Source organism: Bariatricus sp. SGI.161, assembly GCF_050313695.1.
In the GTDB taxonomy this organism is placed as follows: Bacteria; Bacillota; Clostridia; order Lachnospirales; family Lachnospiraceae; genus JAFBIX01.
Window position 1 is genome coordinate 13,686 of the sequence record NZ_JBNPLX010000027.1, and the last position, 22,568, is coordinate 36,253.

30 protein-coding genes, 2 tRNA genes, 2 pseudogenes and 1 riboswitch are annotated in these 22,568 nt (G+C 40.5%); of the genes and pseudogenes, 26 read left to right on the forward strand and 8 right to left on the reverse strand.

Annotation, left to right across the window (positions count from 1 at the left end):
* The first annotated feature begins 36 nt into the window (after positions 1–36).
* Together ACQRBH_RS13820 and ACQRBH_RS13825 are read left to right on the forward strand one after the other, a co-directional pair.
* On the forward strand, positions 37–1,515 hold the full coding sequence (locus ACQRBH_RS13820) for a hypothetical protein (RefSeq protein WP_195368888.1): 1,479 nt from the start codon (positions 37–39) through the stop codon (positions 1,513–1,515).
* 238 nt (positions 1,516–1,753) lie between these two features.
* Positions 1,754–2,083 (forward strand): annotated as a pseudogene (locus ACQRBH_RS13825) (MobA/MobL family protein); the annotation flags it as partial.
* Positions 2,084–2,234: 151 nt separating this feature from the next.
* Here ACQRBH_RS13825 and ACQRBH_RS13830 read toward each other — a convergent pair.
* Positions 2,235–2,390: pseudogene (locus ACQRBH_RS13830) on the reverse strand (ISNCY family transposase); the annotation flags it as partial.
* Between ACQRBH_RS13830 and ACQRBH_RS13835 the strand changes: the two are divergent.
* Together ACQRBH_RS13835 and ACQRBH_RS13840 are read left to right on the forward strand one after the other, a co-directional pair.
* Entirely contained in the window at positions 2,380–2,838 is a 459-nt protein-coding gene (locus tag ACQRBH_RS13835; RefSeq protein ID WP_216244438.1) for a YaiI/YqxD family protein, read from the forward strand. The pseudogene ACQRBH_RS13830 and the gene ACQRBH_RS13835 overlap by 11 nt on opposite strands.
* A gap of 10 nt (positions 2,839–2,848) precedes the next feature.
* Entirely contained in the window at positions 2,849–3,334 is a 486-nt protein-coding gene (locus ACQRBH_RS13840; RefSeq protein WP_427762150.1) for a hypothetical protein, read from the forward strand.
* A gap of 48 nt (positions 3,335–3,382) precedes the next feature.
* Here ACQRBH_RS13840 and ACQRBH_RS13845 read toward each other — a convergent pair whose 3' ends face one another.
* A complete protein-coding gene (locus tag ACQRBH_RS13845; RefSeq protein WP_216244414.1) occupies positions 3,383–4,762 on the reverse strand; it encodes a relaxase/mobilization nuclease domain-containing protein in 1,380 nt (459 codons plus the stop codon).
* Complete coding sequence (locus tag ACQRBH_RS13850) at positions 4,729–5,052, reverse strand: MobC family plasmid mobilization relaxosome protein (protein ID WP_117761217.1); 324 nt, start codon at positions 5,050–5,052, stop codon at positions 4,729–4,731. The genes ACQRBH_RS13845 and ACQRBH_RS13850 overlap by 34 nt, the downstream gene beginning before the upstream one ends.
* Positions 5,053–5,302: 250 nt before the next feature.
* Between ACQRBH_RS13850 and ACQRBH_RS13855 the strand changes: the two genes are divergently transcribed.
* A complete protein-coding gene (locus ACQRBH_RS13855) occupies positions 5,303–5,677 on the forward strand; it encodes an MmcQ/YjbR family DNA-binding protein (protein ID WP_287840945.1) in 375 nt (124 codons plus the stop codon).
* Positions 5,674–6,108, forward strand: a complete 435-nt coding sequence (locus ACQRBH_RS13860) for a flavodoxin family protein (RefSeq protein WP_287840944.1) — start codon at positions 5,674–5,676, stop codon at positions 6,106–6,108. The genes ACQRBH_RS13855 and ACQRBH_RS13860 overlap by 4 nt, the downstream gene beginning before the upstream one ends.
* A 57-nt stretch (positions 6,109–6,165) precedes the next feature.
* On the opposite strand, the gene ACQRBH_RS13865 is transcribed toward ACQRBH_RS13860, so the two are convergent.
* Positions 6,166–6,366, reverse strand: coding sequence for a helix-turn-helix transcriptional regulator (locus tag ACQRBH_RS13865; RefSeq protein ID WP_005344265.1), 201 nt, complete (start codon positions 6,364–6,366; stop codon positions 6,166–6,168).
* 56 nt (positions 6,367–6,422) lie between these two features.
* Positions 6,423–7,154, reverse strand: a complete 732-nt coding sequence (locus ACQRBH_RS13870) for a helix-turn-helix domain-containing protein (RefSeq protein ID WP_427762153.1) — start codon at positions 7,152–7,154, stop codon at positions 6,423–6,425.
* 194 nt (positions 7,155–7,348) lie between these two features.
* Here ACQRBH_RS13870 and dinB point away from each other — a divergent pair, with 194 nt between their 5' ends.
* The 5 genes from dinB to ACQRBH_RS13895 all read left to right on the forward strand — a co-directional run bounded on the left by dinB (position 7,349) and on the right by ACQRBH_RS13895 (position 10,279).
* Positions 7,349–8,596 carry a DNA polymerase IV gene (gene dinB, locus ACQRBH_RS13875; protein ID WP_287840942.1) on the forward strand — a complete coding sequence of 416 codons (1,248 nt, stop codon included), beginning with the start codon at positions 7,349–7,351 and terminating at the stop codon, positions 8,594–8,596.
* Positions 8,597–8,610: 14 nt separating this feature from the next.
* Positions 8,611–8,823 (forward strand): DNA-binding protein, encoded by a 213-nt coding sequence (locus ACQRBH_RS13880; protein ID WP_287840941.1) that lies wholly within the window; start codon positions 8,611–8,613, stop codon positions 8,821–8,823.
* A gap of 12 nt (positions 8,824–8,835) precedes the next feature.
* Positions 8,836–9,075, forward strand: coding sequence for a hypothetical protein (locus ACQRBH_RS13885; protein WP_055180584.1), 240 nt, complete (start codon positions 8,836–8,838; stop codon positions 9,073–9,075).
* Positions 9,076–9,325: 250 nt separating this feature from the next.
* Positions 9,326–9,898, forward strand: coding sequence for a hypothetical protein (locus tag ACQRBH_RS13890; RefSeq protein WP_287840940.1), 573 nt, complete (start codon positions 9,326–9,328; stop codon positions 9,896–9,898).
* Positions 9,899–9,907: 9 nt separating this feature from the next.
* The gene (locus ACQRBH_RS13895) at positions 9,908–10,279 is read left to right on the forward strand and encodes a hypothetical protein (RefSeq protein WP_055059686.1); all 372 of its coding nucleotides are present in this window, start codon (positions 9,908–9,910) and stop codon (positions 10,277–10,279) included.
* Positions 10,280–10,354: 75 nt separating this feature from the next.
* Here the strand turns inward: ACQRBH_RS13895 and ACQRBH_RS13900 are convergent, their stop codons facing one another.
* Both ACQRBH_RS13900 and ACQRBH_RS13905 read right to left on the reverse strand, forming a co-directional pair.
* Entirely contained in the window at positions 10,355–11,107 is a 753-nt protein-coding gene (locus ACQRBH_RS13900) for a DUF6219 family protein (protein ID WP_427762156.1), read from the reverse strand.
* Positions 11,104–11,445: a transposase gene (locus ACQRBH_RS13905; protein ID WP_154433227.1), complete on the reverse strand. Its 342-nt coding sequence runs from the start codon at positions 11,443–11,445 to the stop codon at positions 11,104–11,106. Before ACQRBH_RS13905 ends, ACQRBH_RS13900 begins: the two co-directional genes overlap by 4 nt.
* Positions 11,446–11,476: 31 nt before the next feature.
* On the opposite strand from ACQRBH_RS13905, the gene ACQRBH_RS13910 reads away from it, so the two are divergent.
* The 4 genes from ACQRBH_RS13910 (at position 11,477) to ACQRBH_RS13925 (ending at position 15,233) form a co-directional block, all read left to right on the forward strand.
* Positions 11,477–11,977, forward strand: a complete 501-nt coding sequence (locus ACQRBH_RS13910; protein ID WP_427762158.1) for an integrase DNA-binding domain-containing protein — start codon at positions 11,477–11,479, stop codon at positions 11,975–11,977.
* A gap of 785 nt (positions 11,978–12,762) precedes the next feature.
* Positions 12,763–13,284, forward strand: a complete 522-nt coding sequence (locus ACQRBH_RS13915; protein WP_427744856.1) for a nitroreductase — start codon at positions 12,763–12,765, stop codon at positions 13,282–13,284.
* Positions 13,285–13,334: 50 nt separating this feature from the next.
* Positions 13,335–14,273 (forward strand): radical SAM protein, encoded by a 939-nt coding sequence (locus ACQRBH_RS13920; RefSeq protein WP_427762161.1) that lies wholly within the window; start codon positions 13,335–13,337, stop codon positions 14,271–14,273.
* A 55-nt stretch (positions 14,274–14,328) separates the two neighbouring features.
* Positions 14,329–14,454: riboswitch (FMN riboswitch) on the forward strand.
* Between the two features lie 149 nt (positions 14,455–14,603).
* A complete protein-coding gene (locus ACQRBH_RS13925) occupies positions 14,604–15,233 on the forward strand; it encodes an ECF transporter S component (RefSeq protein ID WP_427762164.1) in 630 nt (209 codons plus the stop codon).
* An 80-nt stretch (positions 15,234–15,313) separates the two neighbouring features.
* Here ACQRBH_RS13925 and ACQRBH_RS13930 read toward each other — a convergent pair whose 3' ends face one another.
* A complete protein-coding gene (locus ACQRBH_RS13930; protein WP_427744853.1) occupies positions 15,314–15,682 on the reverse strand; it encodes a VOC family protein in 369 nt (122 codons plus the stop codon).
* A gap of 120 nt (positions 15,683–15,802) precedes the next feature.
* Between ACQRBH_RS13930 and ACQRBH_RS13935 the strand changes: the two genes are divergently transcribed.
* The 11 genes from ACQRBH_RS13935 to ACQRBH_RS13985 all read left to right on the forward strand — a co-directional run bounded on the left by ACQRBH_RS13935 (position 15,803) and on the right by ACQRBH_RS13985 (position 22,325).
* The gene (locus ACQRBH_RS13935) at positions 15,803–16,318 is read left to right on the forward strand and encodes a YcxB family protein (protein WP_235233200.1); all 516 of its coding nucleotides are present in this window, start codon (positions 15,803–15,805) and stop codon (positions 16,316–16,318) included.
* Between the two features lie 14 nt (positions 16,319–16,332).
* Positions 16,333–16,758, forward strand: coding sequence for a tRNA (adenosine(37)-N6)-threonylcarbamoyltransferase complex ATPase subunit type 1 TsaE (gene tsaE / locus ACQRBH_RS13940; protein ID WP_427762167.1), 426 nt, complete (start codon positions 16,333–16,335; stop codon positions 16,756–16,758).
* Complete coding sequence (tsaB, locus tag ACQRBH_RS13945) at positions 16,746–17,471, forward strand: tRNA (adenosine(37)-N6)-threonylcarbamoyltransferase complex dimerization subunit type 1 TsaB (RefSeq protein ID WP_427744850.1); 726 nt, start codon at positions 16,746–16,748, stop codon at positions 17,469–17,471. Before tsaE ends, tsaB begins: the two co-directional genes overlap by 13 nt.
* Complete coding sequence (locus ACQRBH_RS13950; protein WP_427762168.1) at positions 17,464–18,498, forward strand: threonine aldolase family protein; 1,035 nt, start codon at positions 17,464–17,466, stop codon at positions 18,496–18,498. The genes tsaB and ACQRBH_RS13950 overlap by 8 nt, the downstream gene beginning before the upstream one ends.
* 1 nt (position 18,499) lies before the next feature.
* Entirely contained in the window at positions 18,500–18,943 is a 444-nt protein-coding gene (gene rimI / locus ACQRBH_RS13955) for a ribosomal protein S18-alanine N-acetyltransferase (protein ID WP_427744847.1), read from the forward strand.
* 106 nt (positions 18,944–19,049) lie between these two features.
* Positions 19,050–19,283 (forward strand): hypothetical protein, encoded by a 234-nt coding sequence (locus tag ACQRBH_RS13960; RefSeq protein WP_235233195.1) that lies wholly within the window; start codon positions 19,050–19,052, stop codon positions 19,281–19,283.
* Positions 19,284–19,291: 8 nt separating this feature from the next.
* Positions 19,292–20,200: a ribonuclease Z gene (locus tag ACQRBH_RS13965; RefSeq protein ID WP_235233194.1), complete on the forward strand. Its 909-nt coding sequence runs from the start codon at positions 19,292–19,294 to the stop codon at positions 20,198–20,200.
* Between the two features lie 17 nt (positions 20,201–20,217).
* The gene (gene tsaD, locus ACQRBH_RS13970; protein ID WP_427762171.1) at positions 20,218–21,246 is read left to right on the forward strand and encodes a tRNA (adenosine(37)-N6)-threonylcarbamoyltransferase complex transferase subunit TsaD; all 1,029 of its coding nucleotides are present in this window, start codon (positions 20,218–20,220) and stop codon (positions 21,244–21,246) included.
* A 28-nt stretch (positions 21,247–21,274) separates the two neighbouring features.
* Complete coding sequence (ispD, locus tag ACQRBH_RS13975; RefSeq protein WP_427744845.1) at positions 21,275–22,024, forward strand: 2-C-methyl-D-erythritol 4-phosphate cytidylyltransferase; 750 nt, start codon at positions 21,275–21,277, stop codon at positions 22,022–22,024.
* Positions 22,025–22,089: 65 nt separating this feature from the next.
* Positions 22,090–22,175 (forward strand) — tRNA-Ser (locus ACQRBH_RS13980).
* A gap of 60 nt (positions 22,176–22,235) precedes the next feature.
* Positions 22,236–22,325: transfer RNA gene (locus tag ACQRBH_RS13985), tRNA-Ser, on the forward strand.
* Positions 22,326–22,568: the final 243 nt, after the last annotated feature.

Below are 22,568 nucleotides of genomic sequence, written 5' to 3' on the forward strand. Positions count from 1 at the left end.
AAAGGATGTGGAAATCATGAAAGGAGGGAAGACGCCATGAAAAAGAAACTGTGGTGTGTGCTGTGTATCATGATATGTATGATGATGATAGCGGCATGTGGACAAAAAAAGAATCCGGAGAAGAAAAAATCGGAAAAAGCAGAGCAGGAAGAAACAGAATTTAAAGACAGAGAAAGTCTTAAATTAAGTTTATTTACAGTGTATTATCCGAAGGCATGGAACTACGATAAAGAGAATATGAAGAAAGATGAAGAATATTCTTACGTTAGATTTTTTGATGGAGATACAGTAGATGGATCCGAGAATGTCATTTCTATAGAAGCGACCAAGGAGGATTCATATACATATCGAAAGAGTTTAATTGCCTTTGGAGTGGATTTAGAGGCATATGCTGAAGGGAAAATGGACACTGTAACAATAGGAAATGCAGAATATACAGCAATGCCGGAAAGTAATTCCATAGAAAAAACGTATATGTATCGTTATGAACAGTCTGGCACATCCTATGATATCAGAGTAAGAGGACAGGAAATAGATGATTCTGACAAAGAATTGTTAGAAGGAATTGTGCTGAAATTAGAGGATGAAGGAAATAAAGACGCACCATGGCCATGGGAGGGAGAGCCTGTTGAACCTGTATTGGCAGAGCAGATGGTAGGTTCTTATACAATCGTTCCGGAATATATCCCATTTAAAGAAGCACAGGGAGTTATGCAGATTATGGATCATCAGTTTGTAAAACAGGGCAATCAAGTGTTCCATTTGCTGGAGAACAAACTGGATACTTATGAATATTCAGAAAGTGGACTTGAATTCGTATCTTCGATGGAATTAGACGATGATTTTGAATATTTGTCTGGGGACAGCAGTGGAATGTTATATCTTTCGCCTGGAATTGGAGATGTAATTGGCGTAAAAGATGGGAAAAAGGCACTTCAGACAACAGTAGACGGAGATCTGAATATGCATCCATCCGGAGAATGGGGAATCAGTTTCTGGGTGAACAGTGATACTCAGAAGATTGCGAATCAAGGCGGTAACCTGACGGCAGAACCGTGGATACTGACCGGATTAAATAAAGATGAAGAACGCAAGGGACTGTTTTCTATGATAGATGACGTACAGATCACGAATAGTCATATTATGGTTGCCGGCTCCATGGCTGTGGAAGATGAAGGCACAAAAATTGTTGTCTATGATTATGATGGCAATCAGCTTTTGAAATTAGGTGGAGAAGATATCAGTTCTCCGGACAAGCTCGGTTCCATTACAGGCATGGCGGAAACAGAAAATGGTTTTGTGGCTGCAGATGGAAATATGCGCGAAATACAATTTTGGGCAAAAGATGGAACGCACGTAGGTGCAATTTCTACAGAGGACATATTTGGTGTCAGTTATCCATGGCTGGAAGATATGCAGCTTTTAGATGACGGCTCTCTGTTAATTATGCTGACACAGGAACGAGACGATGGATCAGCAAATGAATTGATGTTTTTCAGATTGACAGGATTTTAATTGAAAAAATAAAAATCGCTTGCCGGCAGAAATTTATCTGCCGGCAAGTGATTTTTCTGTTTCCTGTTTCCAATATAAAGGTAGAATTTTATCACATCAGTGAATCAATTTTCATATTTATCGTATACAGATATATACAACATAAATGGCATAGAGGATCAACATCAGGATCCCCTCCTTTTTATCGAGTGCTTTTTTGGTCCATGCCATAATCCATACGATAACACTGAATACAAGCGGAACAGCTGGGAAGTGTATTGAAGGACGGGAGTTTATCATTGCACTTCCGGAAAGTTTTGTTGAGTACAAGGCAGATGATGTGGTAAGGCTTTTCACGGACAGCTTTCATAAAAGGTACGATGTGGAATGCAGTGCGGCACTTCACCATAACAAGAAAATGACCAATTACCATATTCATCTCGTATTCAGCGAACGGAAAATGCTGGAACATCCAGAAGTGAAAATTGCTACCAGAAATATGTTTTATGATGAGCAGGGCAAGCACAGACGCACGAAGAAAGAGATTTTAGATGAACAGGGAAATCTTCGGGCAGGATGCAGTATTATTTAGGTAATTGCGAAACTCGTTAGATTTATTTGTGTTTAGAACACAAAAAGAAAGAGCTTTACATTTGGGATATAACTTAAACATGGGGAGTGACTAATTTATACTTTGGGGCGCACTTAAATAAACCTCTGATTTAATTAAGCTGGTAAGCCTAAGCAATGAGTGGTTTCAAACTGCGAATATATTCATGATGATGAATTTTGTCTGCAAGAACAACGGTAATAAGTTGTGTGATACCTGCAAGGATCAAATCTGCATGGAGCGTTTTTTCGTTTTGTGTTTTTCGTCCGGCAAAGATGCAAATATTTGTTGATGCAGATGCCTGCCCTGTAGTTGCAATCATTGAAAAAATCGCAAAAGAAAATAGTGTTCCGGTAACGTTGTTGTGTGATACGAATCATGTTCTGTCATCAGCTTATAGCGAAGTTGTTGTTGTCGGTGCAGGAGCAGATGCAGTAGATTATAAACTGATCAGTATCTGCCATAAAGGAGATATTGTCGTATCACAGGACTACGGTGTAGCTGCAATGGCATTGGGAAAAGGTGCTTATGCTATTCATCAATCAGGTAAATGGTACACGAATGATAATATTGATCAGATGCTAATGGAACGTCACCTGAATAAAAAAGCCAGAAGAAGTTCCCGTAAATGTCATATCAAGGGACCGAAGAAGCGGACGGAGGAAGATGATGAAAGATTCGCTCAATCTTTTGAAAAAATGCTTTTGATGGCACGTGAGAAAGATGTCAGATGAGGAATTATAGATGCAGAGGAACAACAGAAGCTATAAAGACTTAAAACAAAAACAGAAGAGTGCAATAGCAGATAAAACATACAAAATGTACTTGAAGTTTTATCTTGAGAATCAGCGAATGCCGGTTGATGCTGAAGTGAATGATATATGCAAAAGGTTGTTTACAGCAGTTCAATCGCTTGCTCCTAAAACGGAATATGAAGAATTTTATAAAATTATGGAAAAGCGTGAAAAGAGTTATGAAGAACGTATCCTGAGAGACATTCAGAGTGGGATTACACTGGAAACACTTATGGCAAAAAACATAAGAAAACGCCGGAAGAAAAAGCAGCTGTTGCGAAACAAAAGAAGCAGCAGAGGCGAGCAAGACGGAAAAAAGAAACAAGAGATAATCTGGCTAAAAAAGAAATCTTGCAAGATGACAGATTTTTCTTTATTGCTGGTTATACCTCCGGAGGTGCACCGTATGGTGTCACCTGGGAGGAAATGGGTCTGAAACCTTGGGAAGATTTGGAAGAGAATAATTGAGTTGTCAGTGCAATTTTTATTTATCTCTTGTGACTGAAACAGGTTCCCGTTTTGCCGGAAGTAAGTCAGAACTGATCTCTGGAGCATCGAGGAGTGCAGTGAAATTCTGCTGAATGATCTCCAGTGTATTCTGCTTTTTCTGTAATTCCTGTTTTTCCCGGACAGTAGCAGTCTGTTCACATTCAAGATTTTCAATTCGCTTCTGGATTTTATTAGAGCTTGGGATTTTGGTGACACCGAGATCCTGAAGCTCTTTTTTTAGTGAATCGTGGAGTTGGTATTCTGCCTGATGCTTACTGCGGTATGCTTTTGGATTTTTTGCAGATTTGCAATCTTCAATCACTTTACGGCAGAGCCGGTAAGAATCACAGTGTTTCTGAATGACTTTCTGTCTGCTCAGATTATTGTTGACTTGTGTTATTCTCTGATCAGCCGCTTTAACAGAAGCTTCAATGTCAGAAACATGCTGCTGGAAATCTTCATAATTCAGCAGGTTATTTTCGGAAAGATAGTTGAAGGTGCGGGCTGCCTCTTTTAGATTATTGAGCTTTGCCCATCGTTCAAATCCCTCTCGATTTCCAGTTGTGACATAAGTGGAGATATTGATATACAAGCGAGCTTCTCTGGACAGATGTCTTGGAGTTTTTACTTTGCTACGATTTTTAGCCAGACGGATGCGAACATTTTCTTCGGAATAATAGCTTCCGAGAGATTTCATATAAGTGAAGTTCTGCTGTTCCGGTGCACGGAATGACAGGTGCTTTCCTTGGCGGATTTCATATCCGGCTAACTGCATTTTCTGTAGAAATTCCTCATAGTTGATGGAAGACCAGATTGCCTTATCAACTGCAACACGTAGCTTGGCTTTCCAACTGGTGCCACGATGATATTCCATATTCTCTTTATAGCTTTTACCTTTTTCTCCGGTTGGCATACTGGTGGCAAGTCCGTTTTCATGGCAAATGCGATTACTGATCCGGCAGATTTTATGGTAGCTCCGCTTATTGGAAACATACTTGTGATGATCAACAAAGCTTGCAGCGTTGAAGATGATGTGGTTATGGATATGATTTTTGTCAACATGGGTACTGATCACATATTCATATTTTCCTTTCAGTACTTCGTCAGCAAATTGCTGCCCTAAGCGATGGGCATTTTCGGCATCAACTTCTCCAGGCTTAAATGACTGGATCAGATGAAATGCCAGGTTATCACCCTTGTCCATTCCATTCTTTTTTGCCATTTCTCTTGTCATAGAAAATTCAAGATCTGCAGTTTCCGAGGAACAGCCAAAACTGGAAACTAACAGTTTTTCATCTGTCTTATCTGGATTTGTAATATAGTCTAGAGCTTTCTTGTCTGTTACTTTAATGGGGAAGATTTTAAGATATGCCATATTTCTTTTACCATCTCTTTCAATTCTTGCATTTCTTCCGGATATAGATCTCCGGTGGTATTTACCTTTTTTGCAATCTGGTTGATATTTACACCAATCTTGTGCATTTCCTCATACTGTTTCTTCAGTGGAGTGGTATCTGTGTTGACGATGTAACCGTCGATTGCCATTTTGCGCAGATAAGCTCCCATGTTTTTTGTCTTTGATTCTATCATCTTCCTGCGGATTAACTTTCGTTCTTCTTCGGTGACATAGAAATGGATTTCTTTGTTTCTCTTTCTTTCAGCCATTGGCGGGTTCTCCTTTCTGAGAGGACAGTAGTATCGTTGCTTTCAGCGTTTTTTCAATTTAGGGCAGGGTTCACTAAATTGGGATTTCCCGGAAGTGTATCCTCACTTCCTGTCCTTGCTGTTTTACCCCTCTATTAGTTAAAGTCAGGAGAACTGGGAAAATGCAAAAGAATTTGGCAGGTAGTATGGGATACGAAAATGTGGTATGATTATGGGCAAGATATCAGAAAAATCAGGAGTTGAATAGATTGTGAAGAAAGAAGAAATTTTTGAATATGTGCAGAAACAGTATGGCACAATGCCGGAATATTTATGGAGTAAATTATCGGACAGTGCAGTACTTCGACATAAAAATGGGAAATGGTATGCAGTGATCATGACGGTTGAAAAATCGAAACTGGGATTAGAGGGAAATAATCTGGTTGACATCATGGATGTAAAGTGCGATCCAGAAATGACTAGCATGATTATTCAGACTTATGGATTTTTACCAGGATACCATATGAATAAACAGCACTGGATCACGATTTTACTGGATGGTTCAGTCAGTGAAGCGAAGACATTGGACTTTTTGGATATGAGCTATGACCTGATTGACGGAGCAGACAGAAAGGAAGAAAAATGAGAACAGCGATAGTATACGCATCTGTGCATCATGGAAATACAGAAAAATTAGTAAAGAGGATTGCAGAAGAAGGTCAGGTGGATTTGATTGATGCTGTGAAACAGCCAGATGCAGACCTGAGCAGTTATGATATGATTGGGTTTGCATCAGGAATCTATTTTTCAAAATTTCATCAGTCGATATTGGGATTTGCAGAGAAGAATCTACCGGACGACAAAAAGATATTTCTGATCTGTACTTATGGTGGAAGTGCGAATTATAAATCCATAGAGCAGATTTTGGATAAAAAACATGCCAGTGTGGTTGGAAAATTTGGCTGTAAAGGGTATGACACATTCGGACCATTTAAACTGGTTGGAGGTATTGCTAAAGGCCATCCGAATGAAGAAGATATGAAAAACGCAGTAGATTTCGTAAAAGGATTACACTAATTTTTGAGCAAAAGGAAAACCGGGGATTTTACTCCTCGGTTTTCTGGCTGTTGTGCTTCAGTCTTCAACTTGAAAAATATCTTCTACAGGCACTTTCAGGTAATGTGCCAGCCGGATTGCAATTTCAAGAGAGGGATTACGTTCTCCACGTTCGATGCGGCCTATAGTCTGGCTGCAGGAACCTATGGCTTCAGCCAAATCTGCTTGAATGAGATTCCGTTCTTCACGAATATCTTTTAGTGTATTATTGATTGCCATTCAATCACTTCCTTTGCTTATTGTTATCAGCAGGATCATGAACCTGCTGTTGAAATCTAATGGAATCCCGGAATTTCTGCACCTTTGCATTTCCCGATTACTTTTCCAAAAATCTTAAAAGAGTCAGATTCCAAAACCTGGATAGGACGATATTTTTGATTTAAAGAAATCAGATAAACACCATCTGGCTCATCGAGTAATTCCTTGATGTAAGTATTGCCGTTGAGATAGAAGATTCCAATTTCACCATTAGCAAGAGAATCTTTTTTCTGAATCCATGCAACATCGTCTGTATGATAAAGTGGCTCCATACTGTCACCGGAAATCCGTACACCAAAGTCAGTCTGCTCAGGAGCAAGGTGTCCTACATCGTAGGTTTCTTTTACAGAATCCTCCAGGTAATTTCCAGTACCAGCAGAAACTGGTTCCCAGGTAATTTCTACAGGATGATGGAATGGGATAATTTTTGCAGACAGTGGAGAAAACTTTTTAGAAGCTTTCAAAATATCAGCAAATTCAATCAATTTATTTCTGCCTTCTTCATTCAATCCACTCATAATGTTATATGGGTTTTCTCCAAAGAAGGATTCATATATATCTTCGATATCAAGTAACTGGCAAAGTGTCAGGAAAACATGTAAAGCTGGTTCTCGTGCATTGGTCTCCCATTTGGAGATTGCTTTTGTAGTGACCTGAATACCTTCCTGAGAAAGCAGGTCTACCAGATCTGATTGAGAGTATCCTTTCTTTTTTCTATTTTCTGCTAATATTTCCCCGAAATCACGCATTTGTTCGCCTCATTTCTATTTGAATTTTCTATATGCATTATACCGTATGTTAGAAATAAAATCAACAATAATCTCCAAAATGGAGAAAATACAACCAAGATGTTACTTGACTATCTCCGAAATGTCGATATATACTAAACATACAGAAATTGATAAGACATCATGTTGAAGGAAACAGCTGGGAGGTGAAAAGTTTGAGTGAGCGTGTGATCCTGCATAGTGATATGAACTGTTTTTATGCCAGTGTAGAAATGCTGCATCATCCGGAATTTGCCGGAATGCCTCTGGCAGTCGGTGGCAATTCGGAAGCCAGACATGGAATTGTATTGACAGCAAATTATATTGCCAAGAAAAAGGGAGTAAAAACCGGAATGGCATTATGGCAGGCGAAACAGGTTTGCCCGGAAATCATATTTGTACCACCACGGATGGACTTGTATTTGCGATTTTCGCAGATGGCAAGAGAAATCTATTCAGAGTATACGGACAAGATCGAGCCATATGGAATTGATGAAGCCTGGCTGGATGTATCAGACAGTGGAAATCTAAAAGGAAGCGGAATGACGATTGCGAGAGAAATCAGCCATCGGATTAAATATGAACTTGGAGTAACAGTAAGTGTTGGAATTTCCTGGAATAAGATTTATGCGAAACTTGGTTCAGATTACAAAAAGCCGGATGCAATCACAGAGTTTAATCGAGAAAATTATAAAGACAGGATATGGCAGCTTCCAGCATCAGATTTGCTTTATGTCGGAAGGCAGACAAATAAGAAATTGCAAAAACTTGGAATCCGGACAATCGGGCAACTTGCGGAATCAGACGAAAAGTTGTTAGAGAGCCATTTTGGAAAAATAGGAAATGTATTATGGGCTTTCGCAAATGGCTGGGATGAAGATCCGGTTTGCAAGGAAGGGTATGAAGCACCAGTAAAGTCGATAGGTAATGGCACCACAACACCGAGAGATCTGGAAAATGATCTGGATGTTTGGATCATTCAAATAGCATTGGCAGAAAGTGTAGCTGCACGATTGCGGAAACATGGATTTAAATGCAAAACAGTAGAAATTACAGTTCGAGATAATGGATTGTATAGTTTTTCCAGACAGATACATTTACGACAGCCAACGAATATTACAAATGAGATTGTAACTGCAGCATTTCAGCTATTTAAAGATAATTACAAATGGGAACATCCCATTAGAAGCCTGGGAATCCGAGCTGCGGATCTTGTGTTAGATGATATTCTCGTGCAGTTGGATTTATTTGGAAATCAGGAGAAAAAGGAAAAGTTAGAGAAGCTGGATCGTACTGTAGATGAGATCAGACGACGGTTTGGATATTTCAGTATACAGCGAGCGGCAATGTACCAGGATAAAGTCTTATCCCACTTAGACGCTGGTACGCACACGGTCCATCCACACAGTTATTTTCATGGGTAATTGGAGGGATAGATTTGAAAAAAGCATTAACCAGAAAACAGAAAGAAAGTTATCAGTGTATTTTGGATTATACGAAGGAGCATGGATATCCGCCGACAGTACGGGAATTTGGAAAAATGATCGGAGTAAGATCAATATCATCTGCTTTTTCCAGAATCAAGCAGTTGGAGCTAAATGGATATATCCGAAGGATTCCGGCATCGCCAAGAGCAATCGAGATTTTATAGTGAGGTGTCGGCATGAATAAAGTATATGTAGATGTAGTGGCAGAGTTCCGGAAAGACGGACAACTGGTTCCCATATTTTTTACATGGGAAGATGGAAGAAAATATAACATCGACAGAATTTTGAAAATCGAGCGATGTGCCAGCAGAAAGGCAGGCGGTGTAGGAATGATGTACACCTGTATGATACAGGGGCAGGAAAGTCACTTGTTTTATGAAGTGGATAAATGGTTTATGGAGAGAAAAACAGCATAAGGAGAGATAAGTATAGACGATATTATTTGGATTATTAACCGGCAGGGATAGTCACTTTCCCTTTATATTCCTGCAGGTTTTATATAAGAAGATGGATTCCGGTCAGCAAAGGCAGCTCCCACAATGCCTTTTGGATATCTGCTTCTGCAAATTGTAGTAAGTAATTGCTTCCCATCAAAATCATGGGGAAAGCGAACTGGGCTGAAAGACCGCCAGTTAGTGTGATGATGATAAGGAGATTTTGAAACTGATGACAGACAGAGATTATGCAATTAAATCAATGAAAGAAATTACCTTCCAGATGGCAAGTCATGCACAGGATTATCTGGAAGTTACAATCGAAAGACATTATGCTGATATTAAAGAATTGATGACAAGCTATCAGAAATTGATTTTGGAAAATCAGATTGTGTTAGAAGAACTGGATATGGAATGCCAGGAGAAAATCAATGAAGATATGGCATATGCATTGAGTTATCTGAGCATTTATAACAACCAGCTGAATGTGCCAAAGATGCACCGGGAGATGAATAATCTGATGATTATTTATGGATTGTCGGACATGATCTATCGGGGAATGACTTTGGTGAAGTTCTATGCACCGAATGGTGTGATGCTCAGTGAAATCCTTCATTCCTGTTTTTGCAGTCATTATAATAAGACAGATGTGGAAGTACAACAGGAGTTAGGAATAGGCAGGACTTCTTTTTATAAAATGAAGAAGCAGGCACTTGGGTATTTAGGATTTTATTTTTATGAGATTGTGGTACCGCAGGCAAAGGATAAAAGATTTAAACCGTCACTGGGCGTTGAGGAAGAGTAGGTGAATAATATGAGATACGAAGATTCGATGAAAGGTGTAGCTGCTCAGATAATCAAAGAACAGCTGAGAGCCAGTAAAATTAAAAACAATCCAGAAGAGTTCCATTGGCATGATGAATATGCAACGTTGAATTTCTTTCGGTTTATCTGCAAAAATATCGGTAACTTGGGAAATGGAGAAATTGAAAAAATGGTCACACGCTTGAAAAGCATAGATCAGAAAGCAGTGGAAAACCATGTGAATGGTGCTGTTTGGGCATTTGATTATGATAAGATGTTCTGTGTATTGATGGAGAATGAAATTTGCCGAAAGGTGTGTGAAAAGAATAAATATAATAGTTGGATGAAGCTGATTGGACAGTATTGTATCTCAATGGCTTAAAGATAAAGAAAGTTGCTGGAGAGAAAAATATTCTCCAGCAACTTTGTCTTTGATGAATAAAGGTCAATTTTTTATTTAACTATTCTCACTATTATTTGATTCAGTGATTTTTTTCTTCTTTGGAGAAACCAGTTTGTGACCGGAATAAATGGACATGCCCATACAAAGCAATGAAGAATAGGCAAAGTATTTATGTGTACGATAGGTTTCACTGGTATATTGTGTTCCTCTGTCAGAGTGTACAATAGCCCCTCGCAGATCAGGATATGCCAGATAGGCATTATCCAGGGTATGCTCGCACAAAGTTGCTTTCATGTTGCTTTCCATTGCCAGACCAAGGACACTGGAATCAAAGCAGTCAAAGATAGCTGAAACATATAATTTTCCATCTTTAGCCTTGATTTCGGTGATGTCAGTTACACATTTTTCAAGTGGCTTATCGGATTTGAAATCTCGCTTCAGAAGATCATCTGACTTACGAGCTTCCCGATCAGCCTTGGTAATACCATTCGGCTTACGTTTTGGTCGATGACTAAGGCCTATTTCATCCATGACCCTGTAGACGGTTCGCTCACTAGGAATCTTGAGTCCTTCCGGTTTCTTAAGGAGAAGTGCCTGATACATGCGAATACGCCCATATGTATCATTGTATTCATCCTCAGTATTGATTGCTCTTATAGCATCAGCGAGATCCTGATATTTCCAGGGCCGGTCTTTATGAGCAAGATATTTGTAGAACCCCTGGCGGCTGACACCAAGCATCCGGCAATAGAATGAGAGTTTTCCCTTAATTGCGCCGTCTTCCGTTTTTATGGCAATGAACGTCATTCTTTGGTTCTTGCTGACTTCCGACGGCTGGCTGCGAAAAAAGCACTGGCTTCCTCGAGAAATTCATTTTCCTCTTTCAGACGCCGGATTTCTTTATCCTGATCCTTAACGCGTTTGCGGAGCATAGCAAGTTCCTCAGCGAGGCTCATTGCACTTTCTGGGGTATGTGCACCGTCGCCAATATCCAATGTGCCGGCTCTAACTGCTTTCAGCCATGTATGGATGGTTCCTTCTGGAATACCTAATTCTTTGGCTGCCTTAGCACCGCCGATTTCTCTGGCAAGTTTGACAGCCTGGACCTTATATTCGTGGTCGTATTTACGTTGGGTACGTGACATTGAGAGTTCCTCCTTATTCTCTTTATTATACATGAATTCTTTGAGAATAAGGTGTCAACTTTATTTATACAACATCATTTTAAGAGATGGAGAAAGCCAAGGCAAAGATGGAAGATACCGTTACACATATTACGATAACGGAAAACAGAAGTGTTTGTACAGTTGGAAACTGGAAGCAAACGACAAGATCCCGGCAGGAAAAAGAGATTGTATCGCATTAAGGGTTCAGATTGAAGAACTGAAAAAGCGCCAACTTTTGTTTGGAAAATATTCTGAAAGCAGATATACGGTTATTGAATTAGTAGAACGATATGTTGCTTTGAAGACCGGCGTTCGTAAGTCTACGCAGGCTGGTCATCAGACCGTAATCAATGTTCTGAAAAAGGATGAGTTTGGCAGTCGTAAGATTAACGATATTCGTATTTCTGATGCTAAGTTATGGTTAGTTGAGTTGCAGAAGAATGACAAAAAAGCAGGAGAGAGATTTCCTGAAATTTGTAAAAGAAGATCCACATTTCTCAAAGTATTATAGGGTATCTACATTTTATTTAAAACTGAAATGAGAATTCTAAAAAAGCGTAAAGCTCCGAAAAAGGAACCCATGATTGGAAAATATGTTGGTTTCCTGTATCTGGATAAGAATGGTATGCCGATGGTTGCACTTTATTGGTAGAAGTATTTTGATCACATCTGTATGAAATACAATAGCATTTATTAAGTTCAGATGCCGAAAATCATACCTCATGCATGTAGACATACTTACTGCACCAATATGGATTTAGCTGAAATGAATCCATATTGGTGCAGTATCTTATGGGGCATTCAGAGATTGGTGTCACGCTGGATGTATATACGCATGTGAGTTTTGAAGATGCAAAAGGTGAGATGGAAAAATTGAAAATCGTGTAAGAAGTATATTTGTATGGTGAGTTTTATCAACATTGCGAATTGAAATTGCACGAAAATAAAAAACGAAAAATCCAAAATACCCAGAAAATTCAAGGAAAACTGCGTTAGTACGAATTTACCAATATACCAACATTGACTTCCAAACTATACAAAAATATGCCATTTTGTGCCAGATTTCGGATTTTTACAATGTTAAGAAAAAACAGTAAAAAAGGGTAGAAAACCTAGCAAATCCGGGCAAAACATGGCAAAGAAAGGTACGAAAAAATTATGCCAAAAGTATTGTTCATCTGCCACGGCAACATCTGCTGTTTACATTTTTGTTAAAACGGTCACACCTCTTGCCAACCCATCCCCATAGTGCTATTTTATTTCTATAGAAATCATAACAACAGGAGGGCTATCATTATGAACGAAAGCATCAAGAACATGATAGAGCGAAGAAGTATTCGTGCTTACAAACCTGACATGGTAAAAAAGGAAGATATAGAAGAGATTGTCAAAGCCGGCACATATGCTGCAACGGGAATGAATCGCCAGTCTCCGGTTATTATTGCTGTAACTGATCAGGAGACAAGGGATAAGCTGTCCGCTATGAATGCGGCAATTATGGGAACGGATACAGATCCATTTTATGGTGCGCCGGTAGTTTTGATTGTACTGGCTGATAAGAGCAGACCGACTTACCTCTATGATGGAAGCCTTGTAATGGGAAATATGATGAATGCGGCACATTCTCTGGGACTTGGAAGTTGTTGGATTCATCGTGCAAAAGAAGAATTTGAATCCAAAGAGGGGAAAGAACTTCTCAAGAAATGGGGAGTGGAAGGAGATTACGAAGGAATTGGTCATTGTGTGATTGGATATGTAGAAGGGGATTACCCGGAGACGAAACCTCGCAAAGAGGATTATGTCTATTACGTGGAGTAATAATCGAACCGACAGTTCCTGGCATATGAAATGACAAGGGAGGAAGATGAATGAATTACGAAGGTCAGATATGCCGTGCGCCCATGGAACGCTCCTCCTTTATGCTTCCGGTTATGGTGGGGTGTTCTTATAATAGATGTAAATTCTGTAATCTGTTCCGCCATCTAAAGTATCGGGAGCTTCCCATGGAGCAGATTGAGGATGAACTTAGACGAGTTAAGAATCTAGGTGGGATGCCTAAGAAGATATTTTTGGGAGACGGTAATGCATTTGGACTTAAGACGGAACAGTTGTTGAAGATTCTTGAAAAAATACATAATTATTTTCCAGAATGTCAGTGCATCAATATGGATGCAACGGTGACCAGCATCCGTGTGAAGACAGATGAAGAGCTTCGGATTTTGTATGAACAAGGCGTGCGACATCTGTATCTTGGAATTGAAAGTGGTTTGGATGATGTGCTGAATTTTATGGAGAAGGACCATGATCTTGATCAGGCTTATACGGAGATTAAGAGACTTCAAGACGCGGGGCTGATTTATGATGCGCATATTATGACGGGTGTAGCCGGGCACGGAAGAGGCCGGGAGAATGCAGAGGCAATGGCAGAATTCCTGGGTCGGACACATCCGAAGCATGTGGTGAATTTTTCTATGTTCCTACATAAAGAAGTACCTCTTTACAAAGAAGTGGAGGCAGGACGATTCGTTCCGGCAGACGAGTTGGAGAATCTAAGAGAAGAGAGGACATTGATTGAACGACTGAATGTCAGAGAAGAGCAGAGTGTTTTGTATGATGGCTTTCATGATTTTATAGAATTTCGCGTTCGGGGAACCTTGCCACATGACAGAGAGAAGATGCTTGCGAAACTGGACAAGGCGATTCAGAGATACGAAGAAGAGTCACCGATCTATTCGTTGGTCTATGGAGAGTGCCCGAATCTTGAGCGGTGTGAAGATCATATGCCAGTTTGGGAGATGAATAAATAGTAAAAATGTATTGCAACATCGTGTATGTAGCGCTATAATAATTTTGAACTGATAAGAAATTCTTCGGGGTCGGGTGCAAGTCCCAACCGGCGGTATAGTCCGCGACCTGATGTATTATGGCATCAGCTGATCTGGTGAGATTCCGGAACCGACAGTAGAGTCTGGATGAGAGAAGGATTGTGTAATATATGGATATATCAACAGACCCCGATACGAAAGTGTCGGGGATTTCTTAATTTATAGAATATTAATTCTGCTGTGGTTACATGATTCCAAGAAGATTTTCTTTCTTGACAGTTTCTAGTATTTATTAAAAGGAGAGAAAGACAGATGAGTACAGATGCAGTAGTGAAAACAAAAGGAAATTCAGGAACAAAAGTAAGAATGATGGCGCAGATGGGAATGCTTTCCGCCATTGCGGTGGTTTTGATGCTATTAGAGATCCCTCTTCCTTTTGCACCATCGTTTTATGAGATTGATTTTAGTGAAGTGCCGGTATTGATTGGATGTTTTACTATGGGACCACTTGCCGGAGCGATTATTGAATTGCTTAAAATTCTTTTAAACTTTGCAATCAACGGGACAGCTACGGCTGGTGTCGGAGAAGTTGCTAATTTCCTGATTGGTTGTGCATTTGTTATACCGGCAGCAGTGATTTATAAGAAGAAACGTACCAGAACAGGTGCAATCATCGGAATGGTAACAGGTACTTTGTTTATGACATTTATTGGCTGTTTTCTGAATGCGTTCGTATTACTGCCGACTTATGCAAAAGCATTTGGCATGCCAATTGATGCACTGGTAGGAATGGGAACCGCAGTAAATAGCCATATTACCAGTCTTACAACATTTGTGATCTTCGCAGTGGCACCATTTAATCTGTTGAAAGGATTTCTGGTATCTTTGATTGTATTTTTGATTTATAAGAAAATCAGCCCGATTCTGAAGGCAAGAATCTAAAATGAAAAATGAATAGAATATATCAGCGCCAAAGAAATCTCTTTGGCGCTCTTTGATATTGGGAATAATGTCATAATAGACTATTCGGCCGGACAGATCTCAATCCAATATCCATCGGGGTCATTGATAAAATATACACCCATCTCCAGATTTTCAAAACATACACAGTTCATGTCTTTGTGATGTGCCAGTGCAGCATCCATGTCATCTACCCGCATTGCCAGGTGAAATTCATTGTCTCCAAGATTGTAAGGTCTGTCCATATCACGAAGCCAGGTCAGTTCTAGAAGATGTGGAGTGGTGTTGTCTCCCATAAACACAAGTTTGAAACTGCCATCTTCCGCTTCTTTTTCGCGAGTAATGGAAAGCCCCAGAGCCTCTTCATAGAATTTTACAGACTTTTCCAGATCCAATACATTGATGTTGTTATGATAAAATGTAAACTTCATAGATCATCCTCCTGTTACATATTTTCAAATACAAAATAAGTATAACATCAGTAGCCGAAGAAAAAAAGATGTGTTATACTTATCTCCACAGAGTATTAACAATGAAGGGGGGATGGGAATATGTCAGTGAAGGTAGAAGTGAAGATGGATGTTCAATCGATGGTAGATTTTATGACATATCACATTTATTCCGGGGCAGTTGGTATAGGTTCCTTTATTTTGGGAGGTATTAATATTGGCTTGACGATGGCATTCGCTATGAAGGGAAAGTACCTTTTTATGGGACTTTTCTTAATATTTGCATTGATAATATTCTTTATATTTCCTTATATTATCAAGAGAAAAGTGGAACGTCAGATGCAGAATTCGAGGAGGCTGGATATACCGGTCACTTATGAATTCGATGATTATGGAATAGAGACTACAACTCCGGATGATAGTGGGAAAGCTTCCTGGAGTAAGTTTAAACGTGCAGTATCCAAAAAAAGGATTATTATATTATATGATGCCCAGAAACGTGCAATTATTCTTCCGGTAGATCAGATGGCAGAAGAATATACAGCGGTTGTAGATATGATATATGCACATATGCCGGCACCGGCGGTGAGAATCCGCCGACTGGATAAGAAGAGATAGAAAGGATTTTTCTTATGATAATTGAGACGAATAGTGAGAAAGAGACTTATGAACTTGGATTTAAGATGGGTCAGTCTGCCAAAGCAGGGCAGGTCTATACGCTGGTTGGAGATCTGGGAGTCGGTAAGACTGTTTTTACAAAAGGGTTGGCAGCAGGACTTGGTATTGAAGAATCTGTCAGCAGTCCTACATTTACCATTGTACAGATATATGAAGAAGGGCGCCTGCCCTTCTATCATTTTGATGTGTATCGGATTGGTGATGTAGAAGAGATGGATGAGATTGGATATGAAGATTACATCTATGGAGAAGGAGTAAGTCTGATTGAGTGGGCGAATCTGATAGAAGAGATTCTTCCGGAACATTATACGGAGATTAAGATAGAGAAGGACCTGGAAAAGGGATTTGATTATCGGAGGGTTAGCGTATGCGAATATTAGCATTAGACAGTTCTGGCCTTGTGGCCAGTGTAGCAATTGTGGAAGCGGGACCGGTGGAACAGGAGACAATAGCAGAATATACGGTGAATTATAAGAAGACTCATTCTCAGACTTTGCTTCCAATGTTGGACGAAGTGGCAAAGATGATAGAATTGGATATGGAGAGTATCGATGCCATAGCAGTGGCAGCGGGACCGGGATCATTTACCGGATTGCGAATTGGATCGGCGACCGCGAAGGGACTTGGTCTGGCACTGAAAAAACCATTGATTCATATACCGACATTGGAAGGATTAGCTTATAATCTGTGTGGTACGGATAAGATTGTGTGCCCGATTATGGATGCCAGAAGAGGCCAGGTCTATACAGGAATCTATGAATTTGACGGAGATGAATTGGTGATCCTGGAAGATCAGATGGCAATCAGTGTTGAGGAATTGGGTGAGAAGCTTCAGAATGTAGAAAAAGAGATTATATTTCTTGGAGATGGAGTTCCGGTATTTCGTGATGTTCTTGAGAATCGTATTATGTCTGGAAAGAAGGTCTCTTTTGCACCGGCGAATATGAATCGACAGAGAGCGGCATCTGTGGGAGCTCTTGCGGTTGCATATTATCGTGCGGGCAAGATAGAAACGGCTGCGGAACATCAGCCGGATTATCTGCGTGTATCGCAGGCAGAACGTGAGAGAAAGGAGCGACTTGGACATGCTTAGATTTGAATGTGATTATCTGGAGGGAGCTCATCCCCGGATTTTAGAGAAATTAGAAGAAACGAATTTTGAACAGACGGCAGGTTATGGAGAGGATCCCCATTGCGAGAATGCAAGAAAGCTGATCTGCAGCGCCTGCGGACGGGATGATGTGGATGTGCATTTTCTCGTGGGCGGGACACAGACGAACTTTACAGTGATCAGTTCCATCCTTCGTCCGCATCAAGGGGTCGTTGCGGCGGTGACCGGACATATTAATGTACATGAGACAGGTGCGATTGAAGCGACTGGACATAAAGTGCTGCCGCTTCCAAGTGAAGATGGTAAGATTACCGCTGCTCAGGTTCGCGAGATGTATGATGCTCATTGGAATGATGATACCCATGAGCATATGGTACAGCCGGGAATGGTATATATCTCCCAGCCAACGGAGAATGGAACATTGTATAGTAAAGAAGAATTGCGGGCACTGCACGAGACTTGTGAGAAGCTGGAACTTCCATTGTTTTTGGATGGAGCAAGAATGGGATATGGCCTGATGTCTGAGGAGAATACGCTTGCATTAGAAGATATTGCTGCTTTGACAGATGTGTTTTATATTGGTGGAACGAAGGTAGGAGCATTGTTTGGCGAGGCGATTGTTATTGTGAATCCAGCGCTTAAGAAGGATTTTCGATATCTTATCAAACAACATGGCGGTATGCTTGCAAAAGGAAGATTACTCGGCATTCAGTTTGAGACATTGTTCGAAGATGGACTGTATTTTGAAATTGCAGAATATGCAGATCAATTAGCCATGCGGTTGAAAGAAGCGTTTGTGAAGAAGGGATATCCACTAAGATATGATTCGTATACGAATCAACAGTTTCCGATTATGCCAAATGAGCATATAGATGCAATAAAAGATAAATATTCATTTTCCTTTTGGGAGGCTGTAGATGCTTCTCATAGCGCTGTGCGATTTTGTACAAGCTGGGCAACCAAGAAGGAAGCAGTAGATCAGTTGATTAAGGATATCGAGGCGTTATAATATGTTAGAAGTTCGTAAGATTGACGAAAATGACATTAATAAGATAGCTGCTTTGGAACGGGAAATATTTTCAGATCCATGGTCGGCGAATGCTATAGGTGAAACATTATCCCAGAAGAATACGGTGCTTCTGGGGGCGTGGCAGAATGAACATCTGGCAGGTTACCTGATTGTATATTATGTGCTGGATGAGGGAGAGATTGCCAGAATTGCTGTGGATGCATCTTGCAGGCGACAAGGGGTGGCTGGTCATATGATGTTGGCGCTAGAAAACTTCTGTGAAGAAAAAGGGATCGTGAATCTGATGCTGGATGTTAGAGAGAGCAATGAGGCGGCGATTGCCTTTTATAAGGGCTGTGGCTTTGTCGAAGATGGAATTCGCAAGGACTTTTATACAGACCCAAAAGAAGATGCAATATTAATGAGCAGACAACTTGGGAAATAGCTGGCAGTTATGACAGCAGTTCCCACTGGAAAGCAAGGCTGACAGTAGATATAATGTAGGCGTAACAAGAAAGAAGAAGTGACAGGATACTCACAGGAGGAATTGTATGCGCCAGTTTAGAACAGAATTAGAAGAAAAAAATAAAGTTGAAAAAATCATATGCAATAAATGTGGCAAAGAGATTTGGGTTCGTGGAGGGATTCCCCAGGAGGATGTGTTAGAAGTCGAAAAACGCTGGGGGTATCATTCAAGAAAAGATAATCAGGTGGATCGATTTGACCTTTGCGAGGACTGCTATGATGAATTGGTGGAAAGTTTTCAAATCAAAATAGAAAATTGAGGTAAAATATGTTAGATGTATGTTTGTTAGGAACCGGAGGGATGATGCCGTTGCCGTATCGTTGGCTGACAGCTCTTATGGTGCGGTATAATGGCAGCAGTATATTGATCGATTGTGGGGAAGGAACTCAGATTGCAATCAAGGAAAAGGGATGGAGCTTTAAACCCATTGATGTCATCTGTTTTACCCATTATCATGGAGATCATATCAGCGGACTTCCAGGAATGCTTCTTACGATGGGAAATGCGGACCGGACGGAACCGCTGACATTAATTGGACCTAAGGGGCTGGAACGTGTAGTGAATGCACTTCGTGTTATTGCACCAGAGCTTCCGTTTGCTATTAAATATATAGAAGTCAATGAGCCGGAGAAGACATTCGAGATGAATGGCTACCGGCTAAAAGCATTTCGTGTTAATCATAATGTGACATGTTATGGTTATACTATGGAGATCGACCGTGCCGGAAAGTTCGATGTGGAGCGTGCAAATGCTGCTCAGATTCCACAACGGTATTGGGGAACTCTGCAAAAAGGAGAGACGGTCAACACCGGTGAGCAGATCTATACGCCGGATATGGTGCTTGGCCCTGCAAGAAAGGGAATTAAGCTGACCTATTGTACAGATACCCGACCAACAGAATCCATTAAGACAAATGCAGCTGGTTCGGACTTGTTTATCTGTGAAGGAATGTATGGAGAAAAAGATAAACTGAAAAAAGCAAAAGAATACAAGCATATGACGTTTTACGAAGCTGCACAGCTTGCCAAAGAAGCGGATGTAAAAGAGATGTGGCTGACGCATTATAGTCCATCATTGACAAGGCCAGAAGATTATATGGATGCAGTAAGGGAGATATTCCCAAGAGCAATCGCAGCAAAAGATAAGCGTTCTGTGGAACTTGTATTTTCTGATTAGTAGGGAAAGGTATAGTTATGAACGAAAAGAAAGATGTATTAATTCTGGCAATTGAGAGCTCCTGCGATGAGACGGCAGCAGCAGTAGTGAAAAATGGACGGGAAGTCTTATCGAATATCATATCTTCACAGATTGCACTTCACACATTATATGGGGGTGTGGTTCCTGAGATTGCGTCCAGAAAGCATATTGAAAAAATAAATCAGGTCATAGAGACGGCATTGGAAGAGGCGCATGTGACGCTGGATGATATTGATGCGATTGGCGTTACTTATGGTCCGGGACTGGTGGGAGCGCTCCTGGTGGGGGTGGCAGAGGCAAAAGCTATTGCATATGCAACGAAGAAACCATTGGTAGGTGTGCATCATATTGAAGGCCATATTGCAGCTAATTTTATTGAACACAAAGATCTGGAACCGCCATTCTTTTCTCTGGTTGTTTCGGGTGGACATACCCATCTGGTTCGTGTCAAGGACTATGGAAAGTTTGATATTATCGGGCGAACCCGAGATGATGCGGCAGGAGAAGCTTTTGATAAAGTGGCAAGGGCAATTGGACTAGGCTATCCCGGAGGTCCTAAGATTGATAAAGTATCGAAAGAAGGGAATCCAGAAGCAATTATATTTCCGCGGGCACATGTAGAAGATGCCCCATATGATTTTAGCTTCAGTGGCGTAAAATCTGCAGTGTTGAATTATATCAATGGCTGCCAGATGAAAGGGCAGGAGTATAACCAGGCAGATATTGCTGCTTCTTTTCAGAAAGCAGTTACTGATGTCCTTGTAGCAAATGCAATGCATGCGGTAGAAGAGTATCATGTAGATAAGTTTGCAATCGCTGGCGGTGTGGCATCAAACAGTGCGCTTAGGTCCGCTATGAAAACAGCGTGTGAGGAACGAGGTGTGAAATTCTATTATCCGTCACCGATTTATTGTACAGATAATGCGGCAATGATCGGGGTAGCGGCTTATTATGAGTATATGAATGGAACCAGACATGGATGGGATCTGAATGCGGTTCCGAATCTGAAGCTCGGGGAACGATAATAAGATTCAAAAAATCGGAGTAATGGATATGAAGATTCAAGGTAAAAAAAGATGTACAGCAATTGTACTGGCAGCAGGTCAGGGAAAGAGAATGGGGACGTCAGTCCAGAAGCAATATATTGAATTAGATGGAAAACCATTAATCTATTATACACTGGAAAGCTTTGAAAAATCAGAAATCATAGATGATATTATTCTGGTGGTGGGCGAAGGTCAGGAGAAGTATGCCCAGAATCAGATTGTAGAAAAATATGGCTTCGTAAAGATTCGTGCCATTGTGGCGGGAGGAAAAGAACGATTCGATTCTGTCTGGCAGGGCCTTGGGATGATTGCAGGAGAAGAATGTTATGTTTATATCCACGATGGTGCGAGAATGTTTGTTGATGAAGAGATTTTTGAACGTGCATATTACACTGTAGAACAATACAAGGCTTGTGTTGCTGGTGTGCCGAGTAAAGATACTATAAAATTAGTAGATGACGATACATTTGCGGTGAATACACCGGAGAGAAAGTATGTATGGGCGGTTCAGACGCCGCAAGTATTTGAAAATTCGTTGATTCAAGAGGCATATTCTCAGCTGATGAAGAAAGAATGCATTAATGTAACGGATGATGCCATGGTTGTTGAACAGACAATGAATCGACCGGTCAAATTATTCGAAGGTTCATACAAAAATATTAAGATTACGACACCGGAAGATCTGGAAATTGCGAAAGTTTTCTTGGAAGAAAGAAAAGCTGAGAGAAAAAATAAAAAAATGGAAATTAGCTATTGACGAAGAATCCTTTGTGTGCTAGAATAATCACTGTCGCTGAGGTAAACGACGTCAATTAAATATGTGGAGAGGTATCGAAGTGGTCATAACGAGGCGGTCTTGAAAACCGTTTGTCCGAGAGGGCGCGTGGGTTCGAATCCCACCCTCTCCGCTTGAAAAACTACCAACCGGTTAGCTGGTAGTTTTTTATATGAAAAAATCGAGCAGATTTGGAGAAATACCCAAGCTGGCCGAAGGGGCTCCCCTGGAAAGGGAGTAGGTCGTTAATAGCGGCGCGAGGGTTCAAATCCCTCTTTCTCCGTTTGTCTGGCGAGCCTAAATCTTGTAGTTTGTAAGCGGGAAAACATGCATATGTTGAATGCGGAAAAAGATGTTGAAAAAAATCAAAAAAAGTTGAAAAAACATCTTGACAAACTAAAGAGACACATGATATTATGTTTAGGCTGACTCGTGAGAGACAGACAAAGAAAAAAAGAACCTTGATAATTAAACAATAGACAACAACCCTGAAGATTTCTTAAAGAGAAAAATTCAGAACGAGACT

What these genes read in the sequence shown, in the direction of transcription:
- ACQRBH_RS13820 (WP_195368888.1), top strand. Translation starts at nt 37, where the DNA reads ATGAAAAAGAAACTGTGGTGTGTGCTGTGTATCATGATATGTATGATG.
- ACQRBH_RS13835 (WP_216244438.1), top strand. Translation starts at nt 2,380, where the DNA reads ATGCAAATATTTGTTGATGCAGATGCCTGCCCTGTAGTTGCAATCATT.
- ACQRBH_RS13840 (WP_427762150.1), top strand. Translation starts at nt 2,849, where the DNA reads ATGCAGAGGAACAACAGAAGCTATAAAGACTTAAAACAAAAACAGAAG.
- ACQRBH_RS13845 (WP_216244414.1), bottom strand. Translation starts at nt 4,762, where the DNA reads ATGGCATATCTTAAAATCTTCCCCATTAAAGTAACAGACAAGAAAGCT.
- ACQRBH_RS13850 (WP_117761217.1), bottom strand. Translation starts at nt 5,052, where the DNA reads ATGGCTGAAAGAAAGAGAAACAAAGAAATCCATTTCTATGTCACCGAA.
- ACQRBH_RS13860 (WP_287840944.1), top strand. Translation starts at nt 5,674, where the DNA reads ATGAGAACAGCGATAGTATACGCATCTGTGCATCATGGAAATACAGAA.
- ACQRBH_RS13865 (WP_005344265.1), bottom strand. Translation starts at nt 6,366, where the DNA reads ATGGCAATCAATAATACACTAAAAGATATTCGTGAAGAACGGAATCTC.
- ACQRBH_RS13870 (WP_427762153.1), bottom strand. Translation starts at nt 7,154, where the DNA reads ATGCGTGATTTCGGGGAAATATTAGCAGAAAATAGAAAAAAGAAAGGA.
- ACQRBH_RS13885 (WP_055180584.1), top strand. Translation starts at nt 8,836, where the DNA reads ATGAATAAAGTATATGTAGATGTAGTGGCAGAGTTCCGGAAAGACGGA.
- ACQRBH_RS13890 (WP_287840940.1), top strand. Translation starts at nt 9,326, where the DNA reads ATGACAGACAGAGATTATGCAATTAAATCAATGAAAGAAATTACCTTC.
- ACQRBH_RS13895 (WP_055059686.1), top strand. Translation starts at nt 9,908, where the DNA reads ATGAGATACGAAGATTCGATGAAAGGTGTAGCTGCTCAGATAATCAAA.
- ACQRBH_RS13900 (WP_427762156.1), bottom strand. Translation starts at nt 11,107, where the DNA reads ATGACGTTCATTGCCATAAAAACGGAAGACGGCGCAATTAAGGGAAAA.
- ACQRBH_RS13905 (WP_154433227.1), bottom strand. Translation starts at nt 11,445, where the DNA reads ATGTCACGTACCCAACGTAAATACGACCACGAATATAAGGTCCAGGCT.
- ACQRBH_RS13910 (WP_427762158.1), top strand. Translation starts at nt 11,477, where the DNA reads ATGAATTCTTTGAGAATAAGGTGTCAACTTTATTTATACAACATCATT.
- ACQRBH_RS13915 (WP_427744856.1), top strand. Translation starts at nt 12,763, where the DNA reads ATGAACGAAAGCATCAAGAACATGATAGAGCGAAGAAGTATTCGTGCT.
- ACQRBH_RS13920 (WP_427762161.1), top strand. Translation starts at nt 13,335, where the DNA reads ATGAATTACGAAGGTCAGATATGCCGTGCGCCCATGGAACGCTCCTCC.
- ACQRBH_RS13925 (WP_427762164.1), top strand. Translation starts at nt 14,604, where the DNA reads ATGAGTACAGATGCAGTAGTGAAAACAAAAGGAAATTCAGGAACAAAA.
- ACQRBH_RS13930 (WP_427744853.1), bottom strand. Translation starts at nt 15,682, where the DNA reads ATGAAGTTTACATTTTATCATAACAACATCAATGTATTGGATCTGGAA.
- ACQRBH_RS13935 (WP_235233200.1), top strand. Translation starts at nt 15,803, where the DNA reads ATGTCAGTGAAGGTAGAAGTGAAGATGGATGTTCAATCGATGGTAGAT.
- tsaE (WP_427762167.1), top strand. Translation starts at nt 16,333, where the DNA reads ATGATAATTGAGACGAATAGTGAGAAAGAGACTTATGAACTTGGATTT.
- tsaB (WP_427744850.1), top strand. Translation starts at nt 16,746, where the DNA reads ATGCGAATATTAGCATTAGACAGTTCTGGCCTTGTGGCCAGTGTAGCA.
- ACQRBH_RS13950 (WP_427762168.1), top strand. Translation starts at nt 17,464, where the DNA reads ATGCTTAGATTTGAATGTGATTATCTGGAGGGAGCTCATCCCCGGATT.
- rimI (WP_427744847.1), top strand. Translation starts at nt 18,500, where the DNA reads ATGTTAGAAGTTCGTAAGATTGACGAAAATGACATTAATAAGATAGCT.
- ACQRBH_RS13960 (WP_235233195.1), top strand. Translation starts at nt 19,050, where the DNA reads ATGCGCCAGTTTAGAACAGAATTAGAAGAAAAAAATAAAGTTGAAAAA.
- ACQRBH_RS13965 (WP_235233194.1), top strand. Translation starts at nt 19,292, where the DNA reads ATGTTAGATGTATGTTTGTTAGGAACCGGAGGGATGATGCCGTTGCCG.
- tsaD (WP_427762171.1), top strand. Translation starts at nt 20,218, where the DNA reads ATGAACGAAAAGAAAGATGTATTAATTCTGGCAATTGAGAGCTCCTGC.
- ispD (WP_427744845.1), top strand. Translation starts at nt 21,275, where the DNA reads ATGAAGATTCAAGGTAAAAAAAGATGTACAGCAATTGTACTGGCAGCA.